The sequence below is a fragment of the Octadecabacter algicola genome (assembly GCF_021532625.1).
GTDB classification, from domain to species: Bacteria; Pseudomonadota; Alphaproteobacteria; order Rhodobacterales; family Rhodobacteraceae; genus Octadecabacter; species Octadecabacter algicola.
In genome coordinates this window covers 100154-113897 of record NZ_JAKGAR010000003.1, presented here as the reverse complement: position 1 = coordinate 113897, position 13744 = coordinate 100154, and the positions used below count along the sequence as shown (strand labels likewise).

12 protein-coding genes and 1 tRNA gene are annotated in these 13744 nt (G+C 54.1%); 4 read left to right on the top strand and 9 right to left on the bottom strand.

The genetic code is table 11. The annotated features are described in order from the left end of the window. Positions 1–135 (bottom strand): 50S ribosomal protein L34, encoded by a 135-nt coding sequence (gene rpmH, locus L0666_RS11610; protein ID WP_083903176.1) that lies wholly within the window; start codon positions 133–135, stop codon positions 1–3. A gap of 300 nt (positions 136–435) precedes the next feature. Between rpmH and L0666_RS11605 the strand changes: the two genes are divergently transcribed. From L0666_RS11605 to L0666_RS11590, 4 genes are all read left to right on the top strand, one after another. After that, entirely contained in the window at positions 436–1170 is a 735-nt protein-coding gene (locus tag L0666_RS11605) for a TVP38/TMEM64 family protein (RefSeq protein WP_235262200.1), read from the top strand. A gap of 2 nt (positions 1171–1172) precedes the next feature. Then, a complete protein-coding gene (locus tag L0666_RS11600; protein ID WP_235261546.1) occupies positions 1173–2591 on the top strand; it encodes a dihydrolipoyl dehydrogenase family protein in 1419 nt (472 codons plus the stop codon). A 28-nt stretch (positions 2592–2619) separates the two neighbouring features. Then, complete coding sequence (locus L0666_RS11595) at positions 2620–4020, top strand: sensor histidine kinase (protein ID WP_235261545.1); 1401 nt, start codon at positions 2620–2622, stop codon at positions 4018–4020. Positions 4021–4067: 47 nt separating this feature from the next. Further along, positions 4068–4144, top strand: a tRNA-Arg gene (locus L0666_RS11590). A gap of 185 nt (positions 4145–4329) precedes the next feature. On the opposite strand, the gene L0666_RS11585 is transcribed toward L0666_RS11590, so the two are convergent. From L0666_RS11585 to L0666_RS11550, 8 genes are all read right to left on the bottom strand, one after another. Continuing rightward, positions 4330–5094, bottom strand: coding sequence for a maleate cis-trans isomerase family protein (locus tag L0666_RS11585; protein ID WP_235261544.1), 765 nt, complete (start codon positions 5092–5094; stop codon positions 4330–4332). After that, positions 5094–6257: a M24 family metallopeptidase gene (locus L0666_RS11580; protein WP_235261543.1), complete on the bottom strand. Its 1164-nt coding sequence runs from the start codon at positions 6255–6257 to the stop codon at positions 5094–5096. The genes L0666_RS11585 and L0666_RS11580 overlap by 1 nt, the downstream gene beginning before the upstream one ends. Continuing rightward, complete coding sequence (locus tag L0666_RS11575; RefSeq protein WP_235261542.1) at positions 6250–7299, bottom strand: pyridoxal-phosphate dependent enzyme; 1050 nt, start codon at positions 7297–7299, stop codon at positions 6250–6252. Before L0666_RS11575 ends, L0666_RS11580 begins: the two co-directional genes overlap by 8 nt. Positions 7300–7434: 135 nt before the next feature. After that, positions 7435–8835, bottom strand: a complete 1401-nt coding sequence (locus L0666_RS11570) for a TRAP transporter large permease (protein WP_235261541.1) — start codon at positions 8833–8835, stop codon at positions 7435–7437. After that, positions 8835–9458 carry a TRAP transporter small permease subunit gene (locus tag L0666_RS11565; protein ID WP_235261540.1) on the bottom strand — a complete coding sequence of 208 codons (624 nt, stop codon included), beginning with the start codon at positions 9456–9458 and terminating at the stop codon, positions 8835–8837. Before L0666_RS11565 ends, L0666_RS11570 begins: the two co-directional genes overlap by 1 nt. Positions 9459–9529: 71 nt before the next feature. Beyond that, positions 9530–10540, bottom strand: coding sequence for a TRAP transporter substrate-binding protein DctP (dctP, locus tag L0666_RS11560; RefSeq protein ID WP_235261539.1), 1011 nt, complete (start codon positions 10538–10540; stop codon positions 9530–9532). A 133-nt stretch (positions 10541–10673) separates the two neighbouring features. After that, positions 10674–11966, bottom strand: a complete 1293-nt coding sequence (locus tag L0666_RS11555; protein ID WP_235261538.1) for a sigma-54-dependent transcriptional regulator — start codon at positions 11964–11966, stop codon at positions 10674–10676. Further along, the gene (locus tag L0666_RS11550) at positions 11963–13684 is read right to left on the bottom strand and encodes a sensor histidine kinase (RefSeq protein ID WP_235261537.1); all 1722 of its coding nucleotides are present in this window, start codon (positions 13682–13684) and stop codon (positions 11963–11965) included. Before L0666_RS11550 ends, L0666_RS11555 begins: the two co-directional genes overlap by 4 nt. Between the last annotated feature and the right edge of the window lie 60 nt (positions 13685–13744).

Below are 13744 nucleotides of genomic sequence, written 5' to 3'. Positions count from 1 at the left end.
TTAAGCGCTGAGTTCCTTGCGGCCCTTCGCACGACGTGCGTTCAGGATGTTACGGCCAGCTTTGGTGGCCATACGTGCGCGGAAACCGTGGCGGTTCTTGCGAACGCGGTTGGATGGCTGAAATGTACGCTTCATTGCGTCTCTCCGGTCTGTGGGCGAGCCTATTGCTAGGAATCAAGCCCCGTTAAATCTCGAAGCCCAGCTAATAGGAGGGGTTTGATGGTCTGTCAACGCGCGACACGGCTAATTTCTGCAACAAAGTCAGAAAGTAGTACTGCCAAATGTTACAGTCTTCACGACAATTGCAACAAACAGCATGAAAATAGTCACTTGGCATCAACGCCGCGTGAACCAATGCCTCCTAGGGGTATCGGGAACACGGCTTGTCGTCCATCTAAAGGGCAACGCAGCCATAGGAATAGAGACGTGACACAAATGACCGAAACACCAAAGCCCATTGAGCCGAACCCGATTCTCAAACGCTTACCCATCATTGTAATTGGTGTGGTCGCCGTGTTGGGTGCTTATTTCCTGCGCGACTACCTGACGTTTGACGCACTAGCCGAGAACAGAGAAAGCCTGCTGGCGTTTCGTGACGCGAACTATCTACTGATGGTCGTCGCGTTTATCGCCATTTATACTGTCGTGGTCGCGTTTTCCTTACCGGGGGCGACGATCATGACCCTCGCTGGGGGCTTCTTGTTCGCGACGTTCCCAGGTTTCTTGTTCAACGTCATCGCAGCCACTTTGGGTGCGACTGGAATTTTCCTTGCGGCACGTTGGGGATTCGGAAAACAATTGGGTGCGAAGCTGGAAGGTTCCGAAGGGGTTGTTAAGAAGATCAAAGACGGGATCGACGAAAACCAGTGGTCCATGTTGTTCCTTATTCGTTTGGTACCTGCAGTCCCGTTCTTCCTCGCCAATTTGATCCCTGCTTTCCTAGAAGTTCCTCTGCGCCGTTTTGTAATCTCAACTTTTGTTGGGATCATTCCGGGGTCGGTTGTGTACACATCTGTGGGCGCTGGGCTGGGTGAAGTCTTTGCCGCGGGTGAAACGCCAAATCTTGGCATTATCTTCGAGCCCCACATCTTGCTGCCAATCCTTGGCCTGTGTGTTCTGGCGGCGCTTCCTATTCTCATCAAAGCCGTGCGCGGCAAAAAAGGTCTGTAACCATGAACCGTATTAAAACTGACGTTTGCATTATTGGCGCTGGCTCTGGTGGGTTGAGCATCGCTGCCGGCGCATCCCAGATGGGCGCTGATGTTGTCCTTCTCGAGGGTCACAAAATGGGCGGTGATTGCCTGAACTTTGGTTGTGTTCCCAGTAAGGCCCTCATCGCGGCAGGTAAACAAGCCTACGCCATGGGGCACACCGGTGATTTGGGTGTCAAAGCGGTTGATCCTGATGTGGATTATGCCGCAGCAAAAGACCATGTTCACAAAGTGATCGAAACCATCGCTCCGGTGGACAGTCAGGAACGTTTTGAAGGGTTCGGGATCAATGTGATCCGCGAATACGGCAAATTCATCAGCCCAACCGAAGTTCAAGCCGGTGACACTGTCATCGAAGCGCGTCGGTTTATCGTCGCAACTGGGTCTGGCCCGTTTGTCCCGCCGATCCCGGGGTTGGACAGTGTTGACGTCTATACCAACGAAAACATCTTCGATTTGCGCGAACGTCCTGACCATCTCATCGTTGTTGGTGGTGGCCCAATTGGCATGGAAATGGCACAAGCGCATTTGCGGCTCGGGTCCAAGGTGACCGTCATCGAAGGCGCCAAGGCCATGGGTAAGGATGATCCTGAAATGGCTGCTGTCGTACTCGATAAACTTCGCGCTGAAGGCGTCGAAATCATCGAAGGCGCGCAGGCAGATAAGGTAAGCGGTACAACCGGTGCCATTACCGTTCATACGCCAAAAGGTGACTTTACGGGGTCTCATCTTTTGATGGCAGTTGGCCGTAAGGTGAATGTCGAAAACCTTGATCTGGATAAGGCCGATGTCAAATGGGGCCGTGGTGGTGTTGAAGTGGGTGCGAACCTGCGTTCTGTCACCAACAAAAAGGTCTATGCTGTGGGCGATGTCGCCGGTGGGCTACAGTTCACTCATGTAGCGGGGTATCACGCAGGCGTCGTGATTAAGTCGATGCTGTTTGGGTTGCCGAGCAAGCAACGCACCGATCACATTCCATGGGCGACTTATACGGACCCTGAGCTGGCCCAAGTTGGCCTGACCGAAGCGCAGGCCCAAGAAAAGTTCGGAAGTAAGCTGGAGGTTGTTCGGTTCCCATATCATGAGAACGACCGCGCGATCGCAGAAGGTAAAACAACCGGCCTGATCAAGGTTATGATCGTTAAGGGTCGTCCTGTCGGCGCGTCAATTGCAGGTGCAATGGCTGGGGAATTGATCAGCATGTGGGCCATGGCAATTGCCAACAAAATGAAAATGTCTGCAATTGCAGGAACGGTTCTGCCATATCCAACCGTATCAGAGATTAACAAACGGGCGGCGGGTGCTTACTTTAGCCCTAGGTTGTTTGAAAGCAGCACGGTGAAACGTGTTGTTGGTTTGGTGCAGCGCTGGTTGCCCTAGGGTACGAAAACAAGGAACGGAATGCAGAATGCTCAATACCCTGTCAGGGCGGTTCTTGATACTCACCACGGTGTTCGTGTTGATTGCCGAACTGCTGATTTTTGTGCCGTCGGTTGCGCGATTCAGAGAGGACTATTTCCTTGAACGGCTAGAACGCGCGCAGATTGCATCACTGACGCTTCTGGCTGAGGACATGATCTCCGAAGAGCTGGAGCAAGAGCTTCTGGTAAACGCTGGGGTATACAACGTCGTGCTGCGGCGCGATGAGGTGCGGCAGTTGGCGCTGTCGTCACCAATCCCGACACCTATTCACAAGACATTCGATATGCGCGACCCGTCTTCATGGATGTTGGTGCGCGACACGATGCTGCGGCTTACAGATACAGAAGAACGGGTTATTCGTGTGATCGGTAACCCTGTGCAGGATGGTGGGCTACTGATCGAGATTACGCTCCCCACCGAACCCTTACGCATGGCATTGATCGACTACGGAGTTCGGATTTTGCTGTTGTCAGCGGTCATCTCGATCGTAGTGGCAGGGTTGTTGTTTTTCGCCGTGCAAAGTTTGATCGTGAAACCAATTCGGGGCGTGGTTGATCACATGAAAGCCTATGCGCGCTCACCTGAGGACTCGCGCAACTTAATTATGCCCAAGGCAAGCATTGCCGAGCTGCGCGAAGCCGAAGATGCGATGGCTATGATGCAGACTCAGATCACAGGGGCCCTCAAACAAAAAGAACGGTTGGCGCAATTGGGCGGCGCCGTGAGCAAGATTAGCCACGACCTGCGCAATATCCTGACGTCTGCGGTTTTGTTCACGGATCGAATCGAAAGCTCAAATGATCCAACCGTGAACCGTCTGGCCCCGAAATTGGTGAATTCAATTACCCGCGCCGTGAACCTGTGTGAAACCACGCTGGCCTTTGGTCGCGTCGATGAACCAGCCCCGACTTTGGCACGCATTTCTTTGGCGGACGTCGTGGATGACGTTATCGAAAGTGAACGCTTGGCCAGCGGAGAAAACGATGTTTCCTTCAGTGAAGACATCCCGACAGGAATGACTGTGCGCGCTGATGAGGAACAGATTTATCGAGTTCTAGGCAACCTCGTACGGAACGCAAGGCAAGCGATCGTTGCGACCGGGAAAGCAGGCGAGGTTTCTATTACGGGCGCAGAGGACGACAGCGTTTGGTCGATCTCGGTGACCGACACAGGGCCGGGCCTCCCAAAGAAGGCTCAAGAGCATTTGTTCGAAGCGTTTCAGGGTGGGACCACCCGTGGCGGGTCTGGCCTGGGCTTGGCGATTGCAGCTGAATTAATTCGTGGCCATGGTGGACGGTTGGATCTGGAGCGCACAGACGAGAGTGGAACACGCTTTGTAATAAGCCTTCCAAAATCCGACCTGACACTTTCCCCAAAGATATCGTAGTTTACCTCTTGCGCTGAGCCCAAGGGGTCGCTACATCCCCGCTCAGTGGACCGATAGCTCAGCTGGATAGAGTACCTGACTACGAATCAGGGGGTCGGGGGTTCGAATCCTCCTCGGTCCGCCACTACCCTAATTATGAAACGATACATAGTTCTGCCCTTGGCGACAGAGCTTGTCCCTTTTTCGACAAATAGCTTTGCTATTGATCGATTGAGAAGATGTGTTTCATGGTTGCCCTTTCAAGACTGGTTTTGAGCAAAGCGCTTCAGCGCGCCTGCCTTTAAAACCTGCTCTCTGCGAGGGTAGGGGTTAGTAAGTGCTATATATTTTTCCCTGACAGAGAATTCCCGGCGCATCCGGTGAAAGTGGCGCGGATCCAATCTGGCTCATGTGCCAAGCCAGTGCTTGATTGCTGCTCACCACGGGCCGACCAAGACTCTGTTCCAGATCGTCGATAATGTCCAAGGTGCGTAGGTTCGTGCACGACAAAAAGACTGCCTCGACCTCCGGGGATCGGCCGATCTGCATCGCGGCGGCGTGGATTGACGCTGGATCAATTCGCGCAACATTGGCTTCGATTTCTTCGCCAAATGATAGGGTTGCAGGAACATTAAACCCCGCATCTTCAAAGGCAATCTGAATTGGAGTTGCAACGGACGCAATGTAGGGCGAAACGATTGCAACGGACTTTACATTGAGTGCTGTGAACGCAGCGATTGCGGCGCTCAGCGGGTTCGTCACGGCTCGCGTGTTAGTCTGTTTTTTAACTAACTTTGTGACCTTCTCCGCTCCGATCAATGTTGTGCCAGATGTGCAGGCGTAACCGATCGCATCGAACCGCGCGGCGGGTGGCAAAAGCGAAGCCGCTCTTGGCAAATCGAGACCCATTTGTGCGATCGTTTCGGGCGTTAAGTTAGATCCCGAGGGAATTCGGCTGACATAAATCGCTATTTCTGATCCCACCAACAATCTGCGAAAGTCTTGTTCTATCGTCTCATCGACCTGTAGAACTATCAATCCGAGTGCCGCGGTCCGTTCATTGATGTCCGATAAGTCGTAGGGAAATTTGTCCATTACTCTAACCTAGGCAATTCTTGTGGCGCCCGAGATGAAAGCAGCTCAGGCCCGCTTGCGCGCAAAACGACGTTTTCCTCATGGACAAGAAACTTTCCGGCGGAAACCTCGACACCGGGCTCCAAGGTTAGCACCATGCCCTCACGAAGCGGTGTGGTGTCTTTCGCAGTGAATGAGGGCCACTCAGTCAGTGTTATACCCAGGCCGTGCCCTAATCTACCACCGCCGGGCACGACACCTGCGTTGCGCAAGTGATTTGTCATAAGCGCGTGTAGGTCCGCGGCGGTCATACCTGGGCGCAGCATTTCAAGCGCCAGATTTGTTGCTGCAAACAATGCCTCCTGCGCACGTTGAACGGCGGAAGAAGGCGGACCAACAGAATAATTACGATCAAAGTCACAAAAATAGCCGTCGCGCACGGCCCCGGTGTCCAACATCAAAACATCACCTTTGACCAACGGCTGTGCATTGGCGGGTGAAATCACGTCGCCATATCCGCCTTGCCCTGCGCCGCCCGCAACGTAGCTCACCCAATCGGCGCCTTCTTGCAGCAGTGCTATCTGGAAGTCGCGAAAAATCTGATCAAGCGGTCGGCCAGACGAGGCAAATTCTGGCACTCGGACAAACGCGCGATCTGCGATTTCACAGGTCGATTTGATCTTGTCGATCTCGGCTTCGGATTTGATCTCGCGGACGCGTTGCACGATTGCTGTGGCATCCGTGACGCGACGGGGCTCAATGCGGCGCTTGACACGCTCAAAATCCGCCAATGGCATACGAAGATTTGTTTCCAGGCCCATCGGGATTCCAAGCGCGCCATTGTTTGGAATCGTTTCGCAAATCGCATCGACCAGCAAGGAAACCCCATCATCTGTCGGATCAGGCGCATCCCATGTGCGAATGTCATGCAACCAGCTTTGGCCCATCAACGCAGCACCGATAGATGGAATAATGGCGATCGGGCGACCATTCGCGGGGATCAGAATGAACCAAGGGCGCGCGGGGCTTTCCCAAAACCGCGTCAAGAAACCAGTGACGTAGAAAACGTCGGCGGGTGTGGTCAACAGCAGGCCACCCAACTGCGCGGCTTTCATTCCGCTTTGCAAAAGCGCGACCCGCCCGCGATATTCCTCTACAGTGAACAGAGGCGCGGCCTCAGACATCCTCGGCACCTTCGCTTAGGATAATTAATACGCGCGCGTCGGGGCCCATGCCCTCATACCCATTCAATGCCGCCGCAAATCCTGCTCCGCCCGATGGGGTTGTCGTCAGGCCATGTTGCGCCAGAACGCTCACCGCTTGGGCTGCGTCTTCCTCGGTGATCGTCAGAAATGTATTCGCATCACGTGTCAAACCAGCCAGTGCAATCATGGAAGGGGTTTTGCAATCAAGTCGGCCCATGTCGGACACAGGACCCGTTGTCGTGCAAATCGCGCCAGCACGCACGCTTTCGATCAGCGCAGGTGCCGCGTCTGGCTCCACGACGATAATTGTGGGGCCATTTCCCCAAACGCATCTTGCATAGGCCGCCACCGCCGCGGCCAAGCCGCCAACCCCCGCCTGCAAAAAGATGTGAGAGGGTGGCTCGTCGATTTGCTCGGCGACCTCAACTGCGAGCTGCAAATACCCTTCCATCACCCGCGACGGGAGGAGCGTATATCCAGGCCACGATCCGTCCGATAGCAACGTGCCTTGCCCGGCATCGGCGCTTGCTTGGGCGGCGTCCAAACTATCTTCATAGGTAGCCCCGGCTCGGACCACATCTGCCCCGATCGCGCGTAGTCTGTCTGCAAATGCTTCCGGCACGGATTCAGCGAGATAGATTATCGCCGTGGCACCGAATAATCGCGCACCCGCTGCCACTGATAAACCATGATTTCCAGCACTTGCTGTGATGAAAACCTCGTCTGTCAATGCGACGTTCCATTGGTCTTCGACAACATGTTCGGCGGCTTTACAGGCAATTGCGTAGGCCGCACCGAGAGCTTTGAAACTTCCCAATCCCATGCGGTCGCTTTCGTCTTTTACATGTACTTGCGCGACGCCGATATGGCGGGCCAGATCCGGCATATTTAATAAGGGCGTGGCTTTGTGCGCTGGGCATTTTGCCAACAACGTGGACACATTCGATGCGTTATCTTTTGGCATGTGTTTCAGACCGAGCAGTCCGGTCTGAAAATGCGGATTGGCTAAGTTGTCGCGCATGAGATTTACCTTTGGGTGTTAACGTCATGAGTTGGTGTCGTAACGCTGAAAACCTGATCGAAATCATGCAGCAAGTCTAGTTAGGATTGATCCGAGACAAAATCACGCCGAGTGCTTAACTCGGCGTGATCAGGGTCACACGAGGCTCGGGAGCCACAAAACAATCATTGGGAATGAAACAAGAAGCGCGATCGTGATTGCATCTGCAATGAAGAACGGCATGACCCCCTTGAACACGTCTTGCACTGACAGATCATCACGCACACCGGCTACGACAAAACAATTCAGCCCAATGGGCGGGGTAATTAAGCAGAACTCTGCCATCTTAACCACCAAAATACCGAACCAAATCGCGCACATTGGACCTGACATACCAAAGGCGCTGTCTGCTGCTGCGACGGCATCGCCGCCGTTCAAGGCCATGACGGCGGGATAGACGACAGGCAACGTCAACAGCAGCATACCAATTGCATCCATAAACATACCGAGGACCGCGTAGGCCAGCAAAATACAGACTAAGATCAACATGGGCGACATTGTCAGGGAGGTGATCCAATCGGAGAACGCGCTGGGAAGATCCGCAAACCCAAGAAAGCGCACGTAGATCAGGACGCCCCAGATGATCGTGAAGATCATCACGCTTAGCTTGGCTGTCTCGAGCAATGCGTCTCTGAGCTGCGGCCAACGCATACCTTGATAAAGCGCCATCAAGAACACGACGAACGCACCGATCGCACCGCCCTCAGTTGGTGTGCCCCATGCGTCCCCACCGAACGGATTGTAGACGAACAAGATGATGATCAGCACGACGAATACGATCGGCAACGCAGGCGGCAAGGATGCGAAACGTTCGCGCCAAGTGTATCCTTTAACCGCGGGGCCGAAATCCTTGATCGTCAGAGCCATCCCGATAATCAGGCTTGCGTAGACCAACGCCGAAAACGCACCGGGGATAAAGCCCGCGAGGAGCAGTTTACCGACGTCCTGTTCGACAATGATCGCGTAGATAACGAGGATCGCAGACGGGGGGATAAGCGAGGCAAGTGTGCCCGCTGCAGCAACAACACCCGCGGCGAACTGTTTGTTATACCCAATTTTGAGCATCTCAGGGATCGCAATACGGGCGAAAACAGCTGAGGTTGCAACCGACGCGCCCGATACGGCTGCAAAGCCAGCTGTGGCAAAGACCGTCGCGACAGCTAAACCACCAGGGACCCAAGCAATCCAGCGCTTAGCCGCCTCAAACAGCGCTTTGGTAAGACCGGCGTAGTAGGCCAGATAACCAATCAGAATGAACGTGGGGATCAACGACAATGCTTGGCTTGACACTTTGGAATGAGGCACTTGCCCCGCTGTCTTAACGGCGACGCCTAACGCCCACCCAAAATCATCGAACCCGTAGTCCTTCTTGGCCCAAAAAATCCAGATCAAACCAATCATGCCCGCAAGGCCCGCGGCAAACGCAACGCGCATGCCCAATACAATCATCACCAGCATACCGCCGGAAACCCATAGTCCAATTTCGATAGGTTCCATTATTCAGTCTCGCTCAATTGATCGGCTTCCATACGAGCCTGAGTTGCAGCATCGGGAATAAGGGGGACGGCAATCGCTTTACCGGTCTTGATCGCCCGCCCATAGGCCCAAACTTGTAAACAAAGGCGCAGGCACAAAACGCTGAACGCAACGGGGGCCAACAGTTTGGCGGGCCAAAGCGGCAATGCGATATCCATTGAACTGTCGCGGCTCCACATCGGGGCAGCAAAGTCAAAACTGCGTTGGAAATGCGCCCAAGTGCCCCAAACCAGAAGCGCCATCAAAAGGAGCACTGCTAGGGTCGTAATCAGTTCGACCACATATAGAGTGCGGCCGCGCAATTTGCCGACAACGATGTCCATGCGGATGTGTCCGCCTTCGCGCATCACAAACGAAATGCCCATAAAGGCAATCAATGGCATCGCTTGTTCAATCCAATCAACGTACCCTGGTAAGGGAGCGTTCATTGCGTTTCTGCCTGAAACCGAAAACACTGCCAGCAGCATAAGTGAAAACACCGCGAGCCCACTTACCAGTGCCAGCCCACGTTCAAGTCGCAGCAATTTGTGGTCGAGTTTGCTCAGCGCGCTGTCGTCGCTTAGCACCAAGGATGCGGTTGCCATTTGGGCCTCGTTTTCGGATTGGATACGTCAAAAGGCCCTGCAGCTGATACTGCAGGGCCCGTAGGGAGACCTTAGTTCGCGTCAGCGATTAAGCCTGTGACAAGGTCGTAGAGTTCTTGCGCAGGTAGGCCAGCAGCTGTGTTCTGCTCGATCCAAGCCGCGGCGGCCGGTGCGGCCGCTGCTTCTTTGAACGCTTCGATTTCCTCGCCAGCGAATGTGACTTGGGTGATACCGCGCTCTTCTAAAGCGGGCGCCCAAGCTTCCATTGTGTTGCCGTTGTAGTTGGCGATGTAGTGATCCAATGCCTCGTCAACGGAGCCCAGCAAAGCATCGCGGTGCTCATCGCTAAGACCATCAAGCGCGTCGGAGTTCACCACAACAGGGCAGTTCACGGTTCCCGGATTCAGGTTTGTCGTCCACCATGTGCCGTTTTCGATTGTGCCGAATGACATGTGTGCGTGCGGAGCAAAGCTAACCGCTTTCACAACGCCGGAGTCCATCGCCTGACGCACCTCTGTCGCGGACATGGATGTTGGGACAGCGCCCACGGCCTCCATTGCGGCACCAATACCGCCTGTTGCACGGACGCTCAGACCCTCAAAGTCTGCCAATGTTGACGGCGCATCGCCGACACCAACAATGTTGTACTGTGGGAGTGGAGACGGCATCAGTAGTGTCGCATTCCAACGACCAAGGTCCGCCGCAGTCGCAGGGTGGCTATAGACCGCCATGGACAGTTCGACTTCTTGCTCAAGCGAAGCGACGCCGAGGAAGGGCAATTCCAGAACTGTGATAGATGGGTTCTTATCGCGGTGGTAACCCGCGCAGAACTGTGCCATTTCAAATGCCCCAATGGAGATACCATCAAGGTTTTCACGGTTGTTGGACAGACCACCATAGCTGATGTTCAGCGTGAACTCGCCGTCCGTTTTTTCAGCGACCAATTCAGCCAGTTTTTCAACGTGCGCCGTGAAAGCGCGTGGCGACCCCCAAAGGGACACGTTCCATTCTTCGGCAACTGCCGTTGTTGCAATACCGGTCGCGAGTGCAGCAATGGCTGCACGGTTCATGAAATTTTTCATGTTTCGATTTCCTCCCAAAAAATATCGTGGGGAGGAGTTATGCCCACATTCACCCCGAGGACTCATGAAGAAAAACGCGCGGATTTTGGTGGGTTGCCTGCGGATTTCCGCAGGGGTATCTAAGCCCTTATTATTAAAGCAAAGCATCCTTATCGAGGCCAAGCTTCACGATCTTTTCGTTCAATGTGCGGCGTCCAATGCCAAGGGCGTCTGCGGTTTCGTCCATTCGTCCCGCATGGGTTTTGAGGGCCTTGCTGATCATTTGACGTTCAAAGGCCGCGACAGCTTCGCGCAGACCCGGGCGGCTTGCGGGATCCAGCGAGGCACCCGACAGCGCCTCTTGTACAGACCCTAAGCCCTGCTTTGACATCATAACCGCACGCTCTGCGATGCTGCGCAATTCTCGAACATTTCCGGGCCAATCATGTGACATCAGCACGGATATGTCTGCTTCTGAAAGCTCGGGCGTGGCCGTTTCATAGAGCACCGAAAAGTCCTGCAAGAACCGAACCATCATCAATGCAATATCATCGGGCCGAGCGCGCAAGGATGGTAGGAGTACCGAAAAGCCCCGCAAGCGGAATAGTAAGTCTTGCCGGAACCGCCCCTGTTCGACCGCCGCGTTAGGGTCTTCATTCGTAGCGGCGATGATCCGCAGATCAACCCGTTCTGGGGTGCCTTCACCCGGATCAAGAACGTCACCTTCTTCTACAAGTCGCAGCAACGCCGATTGTAAATCCGTCGGGCAAGCGCAAATCTCATCAAGGAATAATGTGCCACCAGCCGCGCTACGGGCAATATGGGGAAGGTTACCGGCATCCATCTGCGCCGCGTTGATCGCAATGAAAGGCGCATCACACCGCGCAGACAGATCATGAACAGCGCGTGCGACGAGGTCTTTCCCACTGCCTGTTTCACCTTGCACAAGGATTGAGGCATCCCCACCTGCGACCATCGCAATCGTATCGCGCAAACGGTGCATTTCAGGTGTTTGGCCGAGTAGAACCCGATCAATTCCAGACAGTTGCCGAAGCCGCTCTTTTAGCCTCGAATTGCTTTTCCGCATTTGATGCTGTTCCGCGGCGTGAGACAGGATGAGTAACAAACGCTTTGGGTCATAAGGTTTTTCTATAAAACCGTAGGCCCCATGGTTCATCGCCTCTACGGCAGTTGGGATGTCACCATGGGCGGAAATAAGAACAATCGGCGGCGCGGCTTCCAAGGTCTTGAGCATCTCAAGTCCTGTCATTTCAGGCATCCGCACATCAGATAGGATCACATCAGGTTGAAACTGACTGATCCACCGCGCAGCATCTGTCGCCCGCGACAAGGCCTTGGCCGTCCAACCTGCGGCTTCGATCAGATCAACAAGAGAATTTCTCATCAACCGATCATCATCCATGATCAAGACGCGATACTGGGTCATGATGAATCCTCTTGGTTACGGGGCAGTTCAATTCGGAAGATCGTCCCGCCTTCTGGACCATCCTTGGCTGATATCGTCCCGTTGTGGTCAGTGACAATGCCTGCTGAAATCGTTAGCCCCAATCCCATCCCTTCGCCACTTTCGCGTGTTGTCGCAAAGGGTTCACGCAAATCTTCGAGGGTCTGCCCTTGTAAGCCGTGGCCAGTATCAGCGACTTCAAACCAAATCCTGTTTGATGTGTGGCCCAAAGTAATCAGAACCCGACGGACATCCTGCCCTTCAACCGCATCCAATGCATTTCGCACAATGTTTGTGATGACCTGCTCGATCCGCAATTTGTTTGCGTGCAGCGTCATTTCGCCCTGTGCGACGTCGTCGAAAATGACCTCGGCCTTGCGTGCCAAAATGCTTGGTTCCAAAAGCGTCAACGCGTTGTGAACGGTATCTCGAAGGTCGAAGGTTTCGAAGCTATCACGCCCTTTCCGCGAGAAGAACTTTAGCTGCCGTGTGATGTTTTCCATCCTCGCAGCGAGGCCCTGCATCTTTGTATTCAAAGATGTTGCTCCTTCCGTCATTTCGGCAGCGGCGAGTTGATTTCGCATGGCGGCAATGGGCTGGCCCAACTCATGCGTCACCGAGGACGCCAATTGCCCAAGCGCCGCCAGCCGGCCCGCACGTTCCAATTCTGCCTGTGTCTTTTGCAAAGTCCGTTGCGCCGCACGACGTTCATCGATTTCAACGGCGAGACGTTCGTTTGCCAATCGAAGCTGCGCCTCCTCCTGCTCGGAAACATCAAGCGCGGTGCGAACACGGCGAAAACGAGCGAACTGTAAGGCGGTGAAGCCGAACAGAACAAAGGCAAGAAATAACCCAGTGACCAGCCACGCACGCGTGGTCGCTTGATCATGGGGGGTGAAGAAGTGAAGTGACCAAGAGTTTGGTAAATCAGTCGTTGAGAGGTAGTTCAGGTTTTCACCGCCAAGAGTCGCTGTCCGAGACGGTTCATCAGGCGACCAATCTAGTGGCTCAAGGGACTCAGTACCGAACTGCCGAGAGGCCAAGATCCTCTCTCGTTGGTCATCAGAAAGTTCCCCCAACGTTTTATAACGCCAAGCCGGGTCTGACGCCAAAAGAACGACCCCATCAGCATTTGCTAGGATAATGCGTTCTCCCGAAGCCAGCCAATCATCCTGTAAACGGGACAGGTCGATCTTGATCGCAATAACTCCAGACTGTCCTGCCTCAGCAGATCGAACAACCATTGCATAAAAATAACCGGGAATGCCTGTCGTGGCGCCAATTCCGTAAAACTCACCCAACTGACCTTGTTGGGCGTCCTGAAAATAGGGGCGGTAGGCGTAGTTTTGGCCTTTGAAGCTCGAGTCTGATCGGGCGTTGGATGCCGCTATGGTTAGGCCTTCCGCGTCCATTAGAAACACTGCATCAAGCCCGGCACTCTGCGAGTAGCGCGCCAATCTATAATCGAGCCCATCGATCTGTGCATCAGATATGCCCCTGATCACAAAGGGGTCGAGCGACAATAAGAACGGCAGATGCGAGAAGTGACGCAGCTCTGACTCAAGTGTACTGCGATAAAGCGTTAGGCGTGCTGCGGCTTTCTCAATTTCCTGCGCTTTAAAGTAAGAGAAGGAGGCGCCATAGATCCCAGCAGCCAAGCCCAGAACAAGGGCGGGAACAAGGGCGCGAATGGCGTACATAGAAAAACCTTCTTTGAATGTAGGGGCCCTTTTATGTGATGCATCACAATAAATCTAATT